This is a genomic window from Candidatus Thermokryptus mobilis, assembly GCF_900070205.1.
Taxonomy (GTDB): domain Bacteria; phylum Bacteroidota; class Ignavibacteria; order Kryptoniales; family Kryptoniaceae; genus Kryptonium; species Kryptonium mobile.
Genome location: NZ_FAOO01000011.1, coordinates 1 through 15,592, shown reverse-complemented (window position 1 = coordinate 15,592; position 15,592 = coordinate 1). Strand labels below are relative to the sequence as shown.

Annotated in this window: 11 protein-coding genes; 6 read left to right on the top strand and 5 right to left on the bottom strand. The window is 38.5% G+C overall.

Annotated features, from left to right (window positions below):
- The first annotated feature begins 4 nt into the window (after positions 1-4).
- The 6 genes from FKZ43_RS07870 to FKZ43_RS07845 all read left to right on the top strand — a co-directional run bounded on the left by FKZ43_RS07870 (position 5) and on the right by FKZ43_RS07845 (position 8,712).
- On the top strand, positions 5-1,156 hold the full coding sequence (locus FKZ43_RS07870; protein WP_140945405.1) for a 1-deoxy-D-xylulose-5-phosphate reductoisomerase: 1,152 nt from the start codon (positions 5-7) through the stop codon (positions 1,154-1,156).
- A 3-nt stretch (positions 1,157-1,159) separates the two neighbouring features.
- Entirely contained in the window at positions 1,160-2,479 is a 1,320-nt protein-coding gene (gene rseP, locus FKZ43_RS07865) for an RIP metalloprotease RseP (protein ID WP_235894722.1), read from the top strand.
- A 78-nt stretch (positions 2,480-2,557) separates the two neighbouring features.
- Positions 2,558-3,628: a hypothetical protein gene (locus FKZ43_RS07860; RefSeq protein WP_140945338.1), complete on the top strand. Its 1,071-nt coding sequence runs from the start codon at positions 2,558-2,560 to the stop codon at positions 3,626-3,628.
- 15 nt (positions 3,629-3,643) lie between these two features.
- Complete coding sequence (locus FKZ43_RS07855) at positions 3,644-4,327, top strand: FecR family protein (RefSeq protein ID WP_140945337.1); 684 nt, start codon at positions 3,644-3,646, stop codon at positions 4,325-4,327.
- Positions 4,328-4,331: 4 nt separating this feature from the next.
- Entirely contained in the window at positions 4,332-6,710 is a 2,379-nt protein-coding gene (locus tag FKZ43_RS07850; protein ID WP_140945336.1) for a hypothetical protein, read from the top strand.
- 1 nt (position 6,711) lies between these two features.
- Positions 6,712-8,712: a CHASE2 domain-containing protein gene (locus tag FKZ43_RS07845; RefSeq protein ID WP_140945335.1), complete on the top strand. Its 2,001-nt coding sequence runs from the start codon at positions 6,712-6,714 to the stop codon at positions 8,710-8,712.
- A 4-nt stretch (positions 8,713-8,716) separates the two neighbouring features.
- On the opposite strand, the gene FKZ43_RS07840 is transcribed toward FKZ43_RS07845, so the two are convergent.
- The 5 genes from FKZ43_RS07840 to FKZ43_RS07820 all read right to left on the bottom strand — a co-directional run.
- Positions 8,717-9,490: a type III pantothenate kinase gene (locus FKZ43_RS07840; RefSeq protein WP_140945334.1), complete on the bottom strand. Its 774-nt coding sequence runs from the start codon at positions 9,488-9,490 to the stop codon at positions 8,717-8,719.
- Positions 9,474-9,920, bottom strand: a complete 447-nt coding sequence (locus tag FKZ43_RS07835) for an arsenate reductase ArsC (protein ID WP_140945333.1) — start codon at positions 9,918-9,920, stop codon at positions 9,474-9,476. Before FKZ43_RS07835 ends, FKZ43_RS07840 begins: the two co-directional genes overlap by 17 nt.
- Positions 9,921-9,986: 66 nt before the next feature.
- On the bottom strand, positions 9,987-10,322 hold the full coding sequence (gene trxA / locus FKZ43_RS07830) for a thioredoxin (protein ID WP_140945332.1): 336 nt from the start codon (positions 10,320-10,322) through the stop codon (positions 9,987-9,989).
- A 12-nt stretch (positions 10,323-10,334) separates the two neighbouring features.
- Positions 10,335-13,817, bottom strand: coding sequence for a DNA polymerase III subunit alpha (gene dnaE, locus FKZ43_RS07825; protein ID WP_140945331.1), 3,483 nt, complete (start codon positions 13,815-13,817; stop codon positions 10,335-10,337).
- Between the two features lie 335 nt (positions 13,818-14,152).
- Positions 14,153-15,592: hybrid sensor histidine kinase/response regulator (locus FKZ43_RS07820; protein WP_140945330.1), on the bottom strand; the 1,440-nt coding region annotated here is incomplete at its 5' end.

The following is a 15,592-nucleotide window of genomic DNA, read 5'->3' as shown; positions in this document are numbered from 1 at the left end:
AGCGATGAAGAACATCGCTATACTTGGCTCAACTGGGTCAATTGGAAGGAATGCAATTGATGTAATTTTAAATTTCCCAGATAAATTTAAAGTTACATATCTTGCCGTAAACAAAAACATAGAACTTCTCTCTGAGCAGGTAAAACTACTCAAACCAAAAGGTGTAGCGATCTTTGACAAGAAAAGAGCTGAAGAATTTTCAAAACTTGTAAATGGTCAAGTTGAGGTCTTATCCGGGGAGGAAGGACTTCTTGAAATAGTTAGCAGGGATGATGTTGACATTGTTTTAAATTCGCTTGTCGGTTTTTCCGGACTTAAACCAACTATAAGAGCCATTGAAAGTAAAAAAAGAATCGCTCTTGCAAATAAAGAAACACTTGTCGTAGCTGGTGAAATAATAAAGAAACTCATCAATGAGAACGATGTCCAGCTCATCCCGGTTGATAGTGAACACAACGCTATCTTTCAATGTCTCGTTGGGGAAAGAATTTCAAATGTTAATAAGCTAATACTTACTGCTTCTGGTGGTCCATTCTTAAACAGAGACAAATCGGAGCTTGAGAATGTGAGCGTTGAGGAAGCTTTGAAACACCCAAACTGGAAGATGGGTAATAAAATAACAATTGATTCGGCGACATTGATGAACAAAGGTCTTGAAGTCATTGAAGCGCATTGGCTTTTTGGATTACCAGTTGAAAAAATTAAAGTCGTGATTCACCCGCAATCAATAATTCATTCAATGGTTGAATTCGTTGATGGCTCAATAAAAGCACAACTTGGCGTTCCGGATATGAAAATCCCGATACAATACGCTTTAACTTACCCCGATAGGGTCAAAGCAAGTTATGGGGAACTTGATTTCACTAAAATTGGGCAATTCACTTTTCTTGAGCCTGACCTTGAAAAGTTTGAATGTTTAAAGATCGCTTATGAAGTAGCGAAACTCGGTGGAACTTATCCAACCGTCTTGAACGCTGCGAATGAAATCGCCGTTGATTTATTCTTGAACAGAAAAATAAAGTTCACGGAAATACCAAAGATCATAAAAAAATCGCTTGATGCACATAAACCCAAGTTTAACCCTGACCTTGAGGATATTTTAAAAGTTGATGCTGAAACAAGGAACTTTGTAAAAAATTTGGAGGGAGTAGATTAATCTATGGAAGTAATAAAAACTATTTTCTACTTTGCGATAACGATCGGTGTTCTCGTGCTCGTCCATGAATTCGGGCACTTCATAGCCGCGAAACTTTCAAAGATGAAGGTTGAGGTCTTCTCAATCGGCTTTGGAACAAGGTTATTCGGGAAGAAAATCGGTGAAACTGATTATAGAATCTCCGCATTCCCACTTGGAGGGTATGTTAAAATTGCAGGGATGGTTGATGAAAGCTTGGATGCTGGTTTTATAGGAAGTGAGCCAAAACCATATGAATTCAGAAGCAAGCCCTTTCATCAAAAATTTTTCGTTATAACCGCTGGTGTTTTGATGAATATGTTGCTTGCGATTTTCCTCTTTTGGTTAATTTTTATGATAGAGGGGAAAACTTTCAGGGATGTTACAGAGGTTGGTTATGTCATTCCAAATTCACCCGGCTATGAAGCGGGATTTAAAGAGGGAGATAAAATTTTGAGCATAAACGGAAAGAAAGTGAAATATTGGGATGATATATTTAGAATTGCCTTCATTGATGAATTGACAAGCGATTTAAATTTTGAAGTTAAACGCGGTGATGAAAAAGTTTTAATTTCAATACCAAGGTCAAAAATTTCTGAGTTCGCACTTGATGAGTCCATTGGCATTCTACCCTTGTACACAGAGACAATGGTCATGGCTATTGAGCCAGGTCGTCCTGCTGAAAAAGTTGGAATACAACCGAGAGATGTTATACTTGCTGTTAACAATGAAAAAATTTACACCCCAGCACAACTCACATCCATCATAAAGTCAAACGCTGGGAAAGAAATCACATTAAAGATAAAGCGCGATGGAAAAGAACTTTTACAGAAAATCACTCCAGACCCCGATGGTAGAATTGGAATACAAATAACAGGCACATATACCGGTCCGATTAAAAAGGAAAGCTACAACCCATTTGAGGCATTCCTTAACGGAATAAAGGAGGTCTATAGAATATCATCTCTCACGGTAAACGGCATTAAACAACTTATAACCGGGGAAATTCCACTCAAAAAGGGCATTGCTGGACCTGTGCGAATTGCCAAATTTGCAACTCAAAGTGCGGATATCGGTTTTACAGCCTTTCTCGGATTTATGGCGATATTGAGCATAAGCTTGGCGTTTTTAAATATATTCCCATTCCCGGGGCTTGATGGAGGGCATCTTGCGGTTTTAATAATTGAGGGAATTATAAGAAGAGAACTCTCATACAAAGTAAAGATAGCCATCCAGCAAGTAGGGATAATCATTTTAATCATCTTGATGATATTTGTCATATACAATGATATCGTTCACTTTTAAGTGTGACCTCGTTCACGGCATTTAATTGTTCTTGAATTTAATTTCAAAGCGAAAGAAAAATAAATTTTTGAGGACGCCATGAGAAAGTTTTTTATCCTTACATTAACAGTTTTCGCTACTGCCTTTGGGCAGGTGAATTTGCAAGTAACTGCCCCTGCATCGCTTGAACAAGTTAACATCGCCGACCTTGATGTCAGCAGGTTAAAGGATTTGCCACTTTTATTTACCGTGACGATAACAAGTGATACCCCCAGAAATTTGAAACTTCACTTTCAAGTGTTCGCCAAAATTGGAAATGAACCGGAAGAAATTTTCGCTGACGCTTGGAGCTTACCATTTGAGGTCAACAGAATTTTAAGCTTTACAAATCAAGACCTCGCCTCGGGAAAAGCAGGTATAAAAAGCGATAAAGATAGGACAAAAATTTATGAGGATAAGATAAATAAGATAAAAGACCTCGCACAATCAACAGGTAGATTGCCAGCTGGAAGTTATAGATTTGTGATACAATTACTTGATGAATCTGAGCTGGGGATTTTATCTACATGGGAGAAAGTTTACGAAATCACAAATCCATCAAGGATTGACCTCGTATCACCAAGTTATGAGTCCGAAGTTAGAACGCAATTTCCGATATTCAAATGGATTGCGCCTAATTTCAAAGAGTTTGAAATTTTCGTCTACGAGAAATTACCAAACCAAACAACGCCTGAAGAGGTCGTCTCGGGAGATAAAAATTTGAGATGGAGATATAAAACAACTGAATCTCAAGTTCAATATCCCCGCGAAGCTTTGCCTCTTGAGAATGGTAAAAGCTATTACTGGTATGTGAAATCAACGATATCAGGAAGTCGTGGGATTGAGGAGATAAGAAGTGAGATATGGAACTTCAGTGTAAATTTAGGTCAAACGACAACAGAGGCTGTTGTATCTAAGTTAACCCCAACGGAGAAAAAAACTCTTGACAATTTAGTAAACGCCTTTAAGCAAGCTGGGAATTCGGAGATAGCTGAACTTTTGAGCAAAATTGTAAGTGATTTTGTGATCCTGATTGATGGTAGACCAGCGACGCAAGGTGAGATTGAGGAGATTTTAAGGGCTATAAGACAGCAATTAGCTGACCTTGGAGCCGAAGTTGAAGTAAAATAAAATTTCAAAACAGCTATGAAAGGGAAAATTCCAAAAGTTGGTTTAACTTTTATAATTGCGATTTTATTTTTTGGTTTTATAAATTATGCGCCTACGATTGCTATAGTTCAACTTGTAAAGAATAAGGCATATCACAAACCGCCCAAAGCTGATCAATGGAAACCAACTCAAAAAGGTCTTGGGCTTGAATCTGGAACGCTCGTGAAAACAGATGAAAAGTCATTCTTGTTGATCAAGTTCCTTGACGGGAGCTTTCTACGCGTTGGTGAAAAAACTGTCCTTGAGGTTCTCGGAGAAAATCCAAAGGGTAATTATTCAAGGAAAATCAATGTTGAAAACGGTGGAGTTGACTTCAAAGTAACTAAGGTAAAGGGAAAGTTTGAATTCACAACGCCTTTATCAGTTGCGACAATAAGAGGAACTGAAGGCGTTTTGATATCGCGGACGGATGCGGATACGCTTATGGTTAGAGAAGGTGAAGTGGATTTCTTTAACAAAATTTCAAACATCAGTAGAACTGTAAAAGCGGGGGAAATCGGCATCTCTACAAAGGTCGGTGAAATAACAACAAGACAAATGACAGAATCAGAACAGCAGAAGTCACAGGAAATAAGAAGAGCAATTGAAAAGAGAGAGATTGAGATAAGAGGGAAAACGGGGGAAGGAAAAGAAATAAGGATTAAAATAAAAGAAAAATAATTTAATGCGACACCTAATTTCGCCGTTTCTTTTTATCTTTATTATCTCAACAATTTCCCCTGCTCAACAAGTTTTTAATGTCATCCCACTTCAAAAGGGCATTAGTGGTGAAAATTTGAAACTCAGGATTGAATTTACCGATGTAAGCAACATCGTCAAAGTGAAATTGTTTTACAAGTCAAGCGTTGATGAAAGATTTAAATTGATTGAAATTTACCCATCGCAAGAAAACTTCACAATAGTGACGCTCCCTGGCGAAGATGTAAAGGCACCTGAAATGGAAATTTTCATTGAAGCGACGGACAAAAGCGGAGGGATAAAACATTATCCAGACAAAGCCCCGGATGAACTCTTGCGAATACCAATAATTGAAGTTAAAGCCCCGGGGAAAATTATAGTGTTAAGCCCAGAGCCAGGGACCGTCGTTCGTCCTGATGAAGTTTTAATCTCCGCATCTCTAATTGAAGTTGAAAACTTCGCTCCGGAAAAAAGTCAAGTTTTATTTGACAAAACCGATGTGACATCTATGTGCATCATAACATCCGAACTTGTCACTTTTGTCCCGGATAATTTTAAATTTCCAATTAAACCGGGGTCACACAAAGTTACAATTATCTTGAAAGACACGACAGAAAAAGTCGTAACAAGCACATCTTGGGGGTTTACGATTTTATCGCCAACGGAAATCGCTGAAAGTGAAAGGGCTTTCAATTATCGCTCAAACTTTGAGATTGAGCTACGACAGGAGAAAGTACAATCAAACAGCAATTTTTATGTCCGCGGGCGCGCAAACTTCACCGGGAGTTATAGTTTTTTCAATCTTAACACAAACTTATACTTGACAAGCGAAGAAAAAGCGACAATACAACCGCAGCATAGGTTTTTAGTTGAGGGTAACCTTCTTGATTGGGTGAAGGTTAGCTATGGTGACGTGTATCCAAATTTCTCACCCCTTATATTAAGCGGTTATAGGGTCAGGGGAATTTACAGCAAGATTGACCTTAGATATTTTCAAATTGAGGTTGTAAATGGTCAAACAAGAAGAGGAATTGAAGGGCTCGTTGAAAAAGAAATCCCGATTGACAGTTTAAAAGGCGAAACCCTGCCACAAAATAGCGTCTATGACACGACAAATAGAAAGATATTGATTTACAACTACGGAACTTATGAGAGAAATCTCCTTGCGGTAAAACCAGCATTTAAATTCAAGAGAAATTTTGAACTTGGATTTACTTATCTTGTCTCGCAGGACGATAAAGCTTCCATTCGTTTCGGAGGAAACCCACAGAAGAATGTAGCAATTGGAACAAATTTAATTCTTTCACTTGATAATGCAAGGACGGAATTTAGAGCATACGGGGCGTTAAGCGTGCGAAATGAGAATTTAAATGCATCAAGTTGGACTGAAGCGGATATTGACTCACTTTTGAAAGATACGCCATCTTTAAGGGATAACTTGAAAAAATACAAACCACTGATTGAGAAATTTGTCCCTTTAAACCAATACATCGTTCCGATAAATCCATTTGCTCTTTCATCGCTGGCTTATGAAGCGGGTCTGAACTTAAATTACTTTGGCAACTTTTTGAAGATTGATTACATATTTCACGGCAATGAATATCTCTCCTTCGGTCAACCATATCTAAGACAAGACATCCAAGGGTTTAGAATCTTTGATAGGTTAAGATTTTTAAGGAATCAACTATTCTTGACATTCCGTTTTGAAAACTTGAACGACAACACGAAAAAACAGCGCGATTACACAACGAAGTTCATCAACTGGGAGATTTCAGCAATGTATTCTCCGCTTGCGAATCTTCCAACCATGAGTGTAACTTATACTCAAAATAAAAGCGATAACGGCATCCCGCTTGATTCATCGCGAGCTTTCAACCTCATCGTCAACAAAATAAGTTTTGACATCAGCTATTATTTTGAATACCTTTTCAAAAATCAAGTCAACATCTCATTTTCAATCTCCGGCTCCGATGACAGGACAAAAACAAATGCTGATTTTAACAACGCGAATTTATCCCTCTCAATGTTTTCAAATGTAAATGACAACTTGCGTGGGAATTTCCAGTTTGGAATGTATAATTCAAAGTTTAAAAAACCGCTGTATGATTCAACCGGTAGAGTCGTTGGATCAGCGGAGCAAAAGTTCAATTATATTTTGATCGGTTTTGGTGCGGACTACAGATTTAAAAATATGCGTATTTGGGGTAACATAGCGCCAAGTTTTGGGAATTTAGGTCGTCTTTACATTTATTTCGGCGGAGAGAGGGAAATCGCAAGAAATCAAAGCTTGAATTTGAAATGTAATTTCCTACTTCACGAGTCCATTGATGTTGTAGCATATTTAACTTACAAGATAAGTTTTTGATATGAGCAAATTAAAATTTGATTTTTCAAAAGTCGCTTTACTTGTGTCTCTTATTGGCTCGCTAATCGCTTTTCTCACGGTTGAATTCATCCCGGCTCTAACAGGTGTTGAATTGAAAACATTAGACCTTCGCTTTAATTATAGAGGGGTAAAACAAAATTATGCTGATTCATCGGATATTCTCATAGTTGCGATAGATGAGGTATCGCTTGATAGAGCTCCAGTGAAATGGCCTTGGCCAAGAAGTTATTATGCTAAAATTGTCAGGAACTTGAAAAAAGCGGGAGCAAAGGTTATCGCCTTTGATATTAATTTTGATTCGCCGGATTTAAATCCAAACAATGATATGGACTTTCAAAAAGCGATAGAAGAAGCCGGAAATGTTATTCTTGCTGGGCGTGAAACAAAAGACATAAAATTTAAAGGACGAATTATTGAAACAAAGAATTTACTCCGCAATATTTTTATCGGAACTCCGAACTCATCTCCTGGCATCGTTGAGGTCCTAAGGGATTATGATGGTGTTTGCAGACGCTATGTGCCTGTTTTTTCAGTTGGGGACACAATCTTCCCAAGTTTTGGGCTTGCCGTTTTGCTCGCTTATTACAACTTAAAAATTGATTCCGTCTATGATTTCCCAGCTAGAACACCCTTTGAAAATGGTTTTTTCCAACTGGGTAATATAAAAATTCCAAAATTTGATGAAAAAACCTGGCTCATAAACTACGCAGGTCCAGCTGGGACTTTTAGATATATAAGTTTCATTGATGTGCTTGACGATCAAGAATTTAAAACAAAAGATGAAGTTGAATATGGAGATATAAATACATTTGATAACCCCGAATACGGACTCTTACACGACAATGTTTTCAAAGATAAAATCGTCGTAATCGGAAGCGCTATACCAGAGTTTAAGTCCGAACTTGGCGACTTGCTCCCGGTTCCGTTTGTAAAAGATGAAAGCAATTTGATGTATGGCGTTGAAATACACGCAAACGCTATAGCAACCGTTATTGAAAGAAAGTTTATAAAGAAAACTCCACCTTTGCTATCGTTTTTGATCGTTTTCGTATTTGCTCTGATCAGTTTTCTTGTTGCTACAAACATAAGGAAGTTGAAATTACGCCCCGAGTTCGTATCCGAGCTCCTAAACATTTTATTTTTACTTCTCTACTTCGGGTTATGGATTTATTTCTCTTTCTTGATGTTTAAAGAGAATTTAATTTTACCCACTATCTCCCCAATTCTCGGTGGGCTTTCCACATATATCGGCTCTGTCGCTTACCAATACTTTATAGAGAGAAAGCAAAAGAGAGTCATCAAACGGATTTTCAGCTATTATGTTCATCCATCCGTTGTTAATCAGTTGATATCAAATCCAGATATCGTTCGCCTTGGTGGAGAAAAAAGAGAGATGACTGTTCTTTTCACTGACCTCTGGAACTTCACAACGATAAGCGAGGCATATCCACCGGAGTTTATATTTAACATATTAAACGAGTATTTTGAAACGATGACAAAAGTGATCTTCAAATATGGTGGAACGCTTGACAAATATATTGGCGATGCGCTCGTTGCCTTTTGGGGCGCACCGATTTATTATCCCGATCACGCTTTGAGGGCTTGTCTTTGCGCTTTGAAAATGCAATTTGAACTTGAAAAATTACGGATAAAATGGGAAAAAGAGGGAAAACCCCTTCTCTATATGAGAGTTGGGATAAATACCGGTGAAATGATCGTTGGCAACCTCGGTGGTTACGGGAGGTTTAATTACACCGTCATAGGTGATAGTGTGAACCTCGGTGCTCGTCTTGAAGCGGTAAATAAAGAATTTGGGACGAACATAATTATAAGCGAATATACTTACGCGAAAGTTAAGGATTTCTTCAAGGTCCGAGAACTTGGAAGTATAGTCGTCAAGGGGAAAACAAAATCGGTCAAAATTTACGAGCTTCTTGATGTTTTGATCGCCGAAAGCAAACTTGTGAAAATTATGAGTTGAAATTTCATTTTGAATTTTTAACCCTGTTGTAGATTATGTAAATCCCATCAAGCACAAGCGATGGCTCGTAAAAATCAATCACTTTTGTATGCTCAATTATCGTCTTAGCAAGCCCGCCCGTAGCTATAACTTTAGCCCTTTGCCCAACAACCTCCTTAATCCTTCTTATCATACCTTCCATTGCATCAACAGCACCATACATTATCCCCGATTGCATGCTTGATACAGTATTTTTACCGATGACGCTCTTGGGGAAATGAAGTTCAATTTTTGGAAGTTTAGCAGCTCTTCTGTGAAGTTCAGCTGCACTTGTTTCAATCCCAGGAGCAATGACACCCCCAAGATATTCACCTCTTTCAGATACAACATCGTAAGTCGTCGCAGTTCCAAAATCAACTATTATAACCGGACCACCATACTTTGTAAAACCAGCAACAGCGTTACATAACCTGTCAGCACCAACAGCTGTTGGGTCATCGTATAAAATTTTAACACCGAGATCAATTTCAGAAGATATGACAACTGGCTCAACCTTAAAGTGCTTTCTACTCATCCAAAGGAAAACATCCGTCAAATTCGGGACAACCGACGAAATCCCAACGCCAGTTATGTCCCCAACATCAACATTTGCATCCGAACAAAAAAATTTGACAAGAAGCCATGTCTCATCCTCAGTCCGTGTTATCAAACTTGAAACCCTCCAATCGTGAATTAATTTCCCATCCCTGTAAATCCCGAAAACAGTGTGCGTGTTTCCAATATCAATCGCCAGAAGCATTTTCTTCCTCCCGTTTCATTGCGACTTCCTTTATAAATGAAAGTATATGTTCTTTTATTTGCTCACGGACCTTTCTAAAAACTTTCATTCTTTCTTCCTTTGTTCCAGTTGCCTCGGCTGGGTCTTCAAAACTCCAATGAATTCTCTTTACATCGCCAGGGAAAGTCGGACAAGATTCCTTTGCCTTATCGCAAACAGTTATAACATAATCAAAATTTTGACCTATAAACTCCATCACACTTTTTGATCTATGCCAAGAGATATCTATGCCGATTTCTCTCATCGCTTCAATAGCAAGTGGATGAACAAAAGAGGGATTTGTCCCAGCTGAATAAACCTCAAATTTATCATTTCCAAAATGTCTTAATAAACCTTCAGCCATTTGGCTTCTGCAAGAGTTTCCTGTGCAAAGAAATAGAACTCTTATCATTTGGCGTTCAAGATGTTTTGTTTAAAAATAAAAAAGGGAGACACCGATGGTCTCCCCTCTAACGCTTTACACTGGCTGGAGATATTTTTCAAGTCGCGCAAGTAAATTTCTCTTCGGCATAGCTCCAACTATTTGCTCAAGGACTCGCCCATTTTGAAAAAGCATAAGCGTTGGGATGCTCATTATCCCATATCTCATAGCTGTCTTGGGATTGTAATCAACATTTAACTTTCCTACCTTCAATCTGTCAGCATACTCCTGGGCTATTTCTTCAACTATCGGTGCTATCATCCTACAAGGGGCGCACCATTCAGCCCAGAAATCCACGAGGACAAGCTTATCTGACTTGAGAACCTCCTCGTCAAAGTTTGCGTCGGTCAGTTCAATTATGTTCTTTGACATTTTATCTCCTTTTTATTTTGGAATTAGTTTGACATTTTCATCGCCAAATAAACTTTTAAGTGTGTTGATCAATTTACCACTCGGTTTGACGAACAAATTTGAAATTTCAAACCTTTGAATTACACTTCCGTTATCTTTAACATCAATCTCAATAAAACAATTTCCCTCGTCGCTATCTTTGAGAATTTCAGCAAGTTTGCGCCCTTTCTCTTCAGGTTCATTTTTATCGACAAAAATAACGATTTTATAAGTGAAGATTTCCCTCACATCGCTTAGAGGATAGACCTCGTTGACTTGAATATATAGCTGGTTTCCACGCACATCCGCTTTACCAACAACCATCACAAGTCCTTCAATCGTGAGATGTCTTGAATAATTTTTGTAAACTTCGCTGAAGGCGACACATTCAGCTTTGCCAGTGAAGTCCTCAAGCTCAAAAATTAACATTTGATTTTTATTTTTGTCAAGTTTCGTCTTCATATCGGTTATAACTCCACACGCACGAACAACTTGACCTTCTCCCACAGACTCAGGTTCACCAAGTTTTACAGTAGCAAATGTCTGAACATCATCAAAATATCTCATCAAAGGGTGACCTGAGACATAAAATCCAAGCACTGCCCTCTCGTAGGAAAGTTTTTCCATCTCGCTCCATGGTTTGACTTCTGGAAGTGGCGGATAATTCTCGTTCTCAAATTCAGTTGTGAAAAGATCAAACAATCCAACCTGTCCATTCCTTCTATCCCTCTTGACTTTCTCTCCATAGTTTAACGCCAACTCAACCGATTGAAGCAGCTGAGCCCTGTGACCACAATTCAACGAATCAAAAGCTCCTGCTTGAATCAAACTTTCAATTGCACGCTTATTAACAACCCTTAGATCAACCCTTGCACAAAAATCAAAGATATTTTTGAACTTCCCACCTTCATTTCTCGCGCGAATAATCTCATTCACAGCGTTTTCACCGACATTTTTTATCGCCCCGAGACCAAACCTTATCGTGTTCTTATCTATCACTGTGAAATCAAGATTGCTTTCATTAACATCCGGTGGCAAAACCTTGATACCCATCTTTCTGCAATCATCAATGAACTGAACGATCTTATCCGTATTGTTCAATTCACTTGACATAGTCGCAGCCATAAACTCGGCAGGGAAATGAGCTTTCAAATAAGCAGTTTGATAGGCAATGTAAGCGTAGGCAACAGCGTGACTCTTGTTAAATCCATACGAAGCGAACTTTTCAAGCATGTCAAAAATCTCCTCCGCAATTTTTCTGTCAACCCCATTTTTAACGGCACCCTCAATAAATTCATCCCTTTGCTTAGCCATCAACTCTTTATCCTTCTTCCCCATCGCCCTTCTCATCAAATCCGCTTTTGCAAGTGAAAAACCAGCTATCTGGTTTGCAATTTGCATAACCTGCTCTTGATAAACTACAATACCAAATGTTTCCTTCAAAATTGGCTCAAGCTTTGGGTGTAGATATTCAATCGGTTTTTCCCCATGCTTCCTTGCGATGTAATCATCAATCATCTGCATCGGTCCGGGTCTATAAAGAGCATTCATAACAGCGAGGTCGTTTAAATTTGACGGCTTCAACTTTCTCAGATATTCTTGCATCCCGGAACTTTCAAACTGAAACACACCAACTGTTCTACCCTCGCCCAAAAGCTCATATGTCTTTTCATCATCAAGCGGAATCTCGTCAATGTTTATTTCAATCCCATAATTTTGCTTGATCAACTTCAAAGTGTTCACAATTACCGTAAGCGTCCTGAGCCCAAGCATGTCAATTTTCAAAAGCCCCGCCTTTTCAAGATAATCTTTGTCAAACTGGGTCATCAATTCCGTCTGAGATGTCTGATAAAGCGGGACATAATCGCTTATATCCCCAGGGGCAATCACAACACCAGCAGCATGCGTTGATGGATGTCTATTCAAACCTTCAAGAACAAGCGAATACTGAACTAACTCCTTCAACTTGGGATCGCTCGTCGTTTTTAACCATTCAAGCTCAGGAACAGTCTCAATCGCTTCCTTAAGTGAAAGTGGCTTGCCAAGTTGAACAGGTATGTTCTTCGTTATTGAATCAACCGTCTGAAGTGAAATCCCAAGAACTCTTCCAACATCCCTTATCACAGCCCTTGATGAAAGCGTCCCAAAGGTGATTATCTGAGCAACGGATTTCTCCCCGTATTTTTTCTTGACATAATCAATCACCAAGTCCCTTTTATCATCTGCAAAATCAACATCAATATCAGGCATTGAAACTCGCTCCGGGTTTAAAAATCTCTCAAAAAGCAAATCATACTTCAGTGGATCAATATTTGTAATCCCAAGAGCGTATGAAACAAGTGAGCCAGCTGCTGAACCTCTCCCTGGACCAACAGCAACACCCATCTTTCTCGCTTGATTTATAAAGTCCTGAACGATCAAAAAATAAGTTGAAAAACCCATCCTCTTTATCACATCAAGCTCATATTTGAGACGGTCTTCAATTTCCCGAGTTATATTTTTATATCTTCTTTGCAATCCTTCCCAAGCGAGTTTCTCAAGGTATTCCTCAGGTGTCCTAACACCAGCATTTTCAGGGATTGGAAAGTGGGGGAGATAATTTTTCCCAAGTTCAATTTCAAGATTACACTTTTCTGCTATCTCAAGCGTCGCCTCAATCGCCTCAGGAAAATCTTTAAACGCCTCATACATCTCCTCAGCGCCTTTGAAATAAACTTGGTCAGTTCCATATTTTAGCTGATAGATGTCCCTGACGGAATTTTTATCTTGGATTGAAATAAAAATGTTGTGTGGGATTGCGTGTTCACGCTTGATGTAATGGCAATCGTTCGTCGCCACAAGCTTTATCCCAAGCTCTTTTGCAAGCCGTGGCATCCCCTGAAGAACAGGGAGCTCCTTATCTATAAAATGATTCTGAATCTCAAGATAAAAATCATCACCGAAAAGGTCCTTGAACCTCCTCGCCATCTCTCTTGCCTTATCATAATCACCGTCAACAAGATGCGCAGATATAACTCCACCGATACAAGCAGAAAGAGCTACCAATCCATCACGATACTTTTCTAAAACTTCCATATCAATCCTTGGCTTGTAATAAAACCCCTCGGTATGACCTATTGTGATAAGTTTTATAAGATTTTTCCACCCGGTTTGATCCTTCGCCAAAAGGACAAGATGCTTATAGTGTGTCCTTTTGTTTCTCACTGCAAGGTCAGATTCCTCATCCCTGCTTCCCTTAGTTTTGTCAAATCTTGAACCGTCGGTGATGATGTAAACCTCGCTACCTATTATTGGCTTTACACCCGCTTCCCTTGCCTTTATGTAAAATTCAAGAGCACCAAACAAAACCCCGTGGTCCGTAAGAGCAACAGCGGACATCTTATTCTCAACAGCGGACTCAATTATACCATCAATCGTGCTTATCGCATCAAGAATGCTATAATGGGAGTGATTATGAAGATGAACAAACTCAGGCATTTATCTTTAAAGCTTTGTTTGACCTCTGCTCACGGGACAAAAAAATATAATCAAGCAAAATGATAAATTCAAGCGAACACCTAAAAAGAACATGGCCAAGCGACTTAATTGTATGAAAGGGCAGATTGAAGGCGTGGAGAAGATGATTGGCAAGTGAAAAGAGGAAGTGTTTATTAAATTAAGAGCGATTGAAGGGGTTTTAAACAAGTTGATATATAACCATTTAATGGAATGCCAAAAAATTGTGAAATAACTGAATATCTACAATTTGTGAGGAAAGAGTTTGGAAAACTTAACATTGAAGAAATGCTCGGTAAAACAAACAAAAACCATATTCACAAGAAAAAATCCTGTGTTCTACGGGGGGGCAATACACGACGAATTAACTCCGATATCTCCTTAACCTTAATTGGCTTATATGTCCAATAAATAGAACCTTCTTCTTGCGGTATTCCACCTCCAAGCACTGAACTATCACCCCCTTCCATATAGCCACTCAAAATTATAAACTTAACATAAGGATTTATTTCCTTCAACCTTTTATAAAGTTCCACACCGTTCATCCCAGGCATTAAAAAATCAGATATAACAACAGCTATTTTATCCTTGTTTTCACGATACACCTCAATTGCCGAAAACGCATCCGTTGCCTTTAAAACTTGATAATTTAAAGTTTCAAGAATTTGACAATTGACTTCTATAACTTCAGGATCATCCTCAACAAGCAAAATCACCTCCCCTTGACCAGAAATGTATTTCTCTTCTTCCTCATTTAATTCGGGTTTGACTTCAAGCGACACAAACTCGGGTAAATATATATAAAATGTCGTTCCCTTACCAACCTTTGATTTAACATTGATATAACCCCCATGTTCACGAATAATCCCATATACTTGACTTAATCCAAGACCAGTCCCTTTACTCCTTGGCTTAGTTGTAAAAAATGGCTCAAATATCTTATCAATTATATTTTCAGGTATCCCCACACCTGTATCTGACACGGTTATAACAATCCACTGCTTATCAATAAGTTCTTTTTCATCTACAACCTCTCTTTGAGATATCGGCATAAAAATTTCTTTTGGCGGTCCAGTTTGACTAACCTCAAAATTTAAATCCCCACCCTCGGGCATAGCATCCCTTGCATTGATGGCAAGATTCATTATCACCTGCTGAATTGATGTTGCATCAGCATAAATCAAATGCTCCCTATCATACCTGAAATTAATTTTGATATTTTCTGGCAATGTCCTCTTTAAAAGTGATATTACCTCCTTCATAAATTGAACAAGATTTATAACCTGCTTCTGATAAATTGACTTTCTTGAAAAATCAAGTATCTGTTTCGTCAAGTTGGAAGCCCGATAGATCTGATTTATTATCATCTCAACTTTCTTCCTGAACTTATCAGGAAGTTCCGCATCCCTCAACATCAGCTCCGAAATCCCCAAAACAACATTTAACATATTATTAAAATCGTGAGCTATCCCAGCAGCTAATTGTCCTATAACTGAAAGTCGTTCTTGAGCCGTAAGTTTCTCCCTGGCTAATCTCTCATCGGTGACATCTCTCATAATGAGCAAATAACCATTTTTAATCTCATACGCAATGATTTCAAATATACTGCCCGAACGCTTCAACTCACTCAAAACCCTTAAGTTTCCATCACTTACAATTCTTTCCTGCGTAAGATTAATTCCATTTGGAATACTCATATTTTCAGAAACCCCAAGATAAACATCTATACTCACACCAGCTATATCTTCAAGAACATC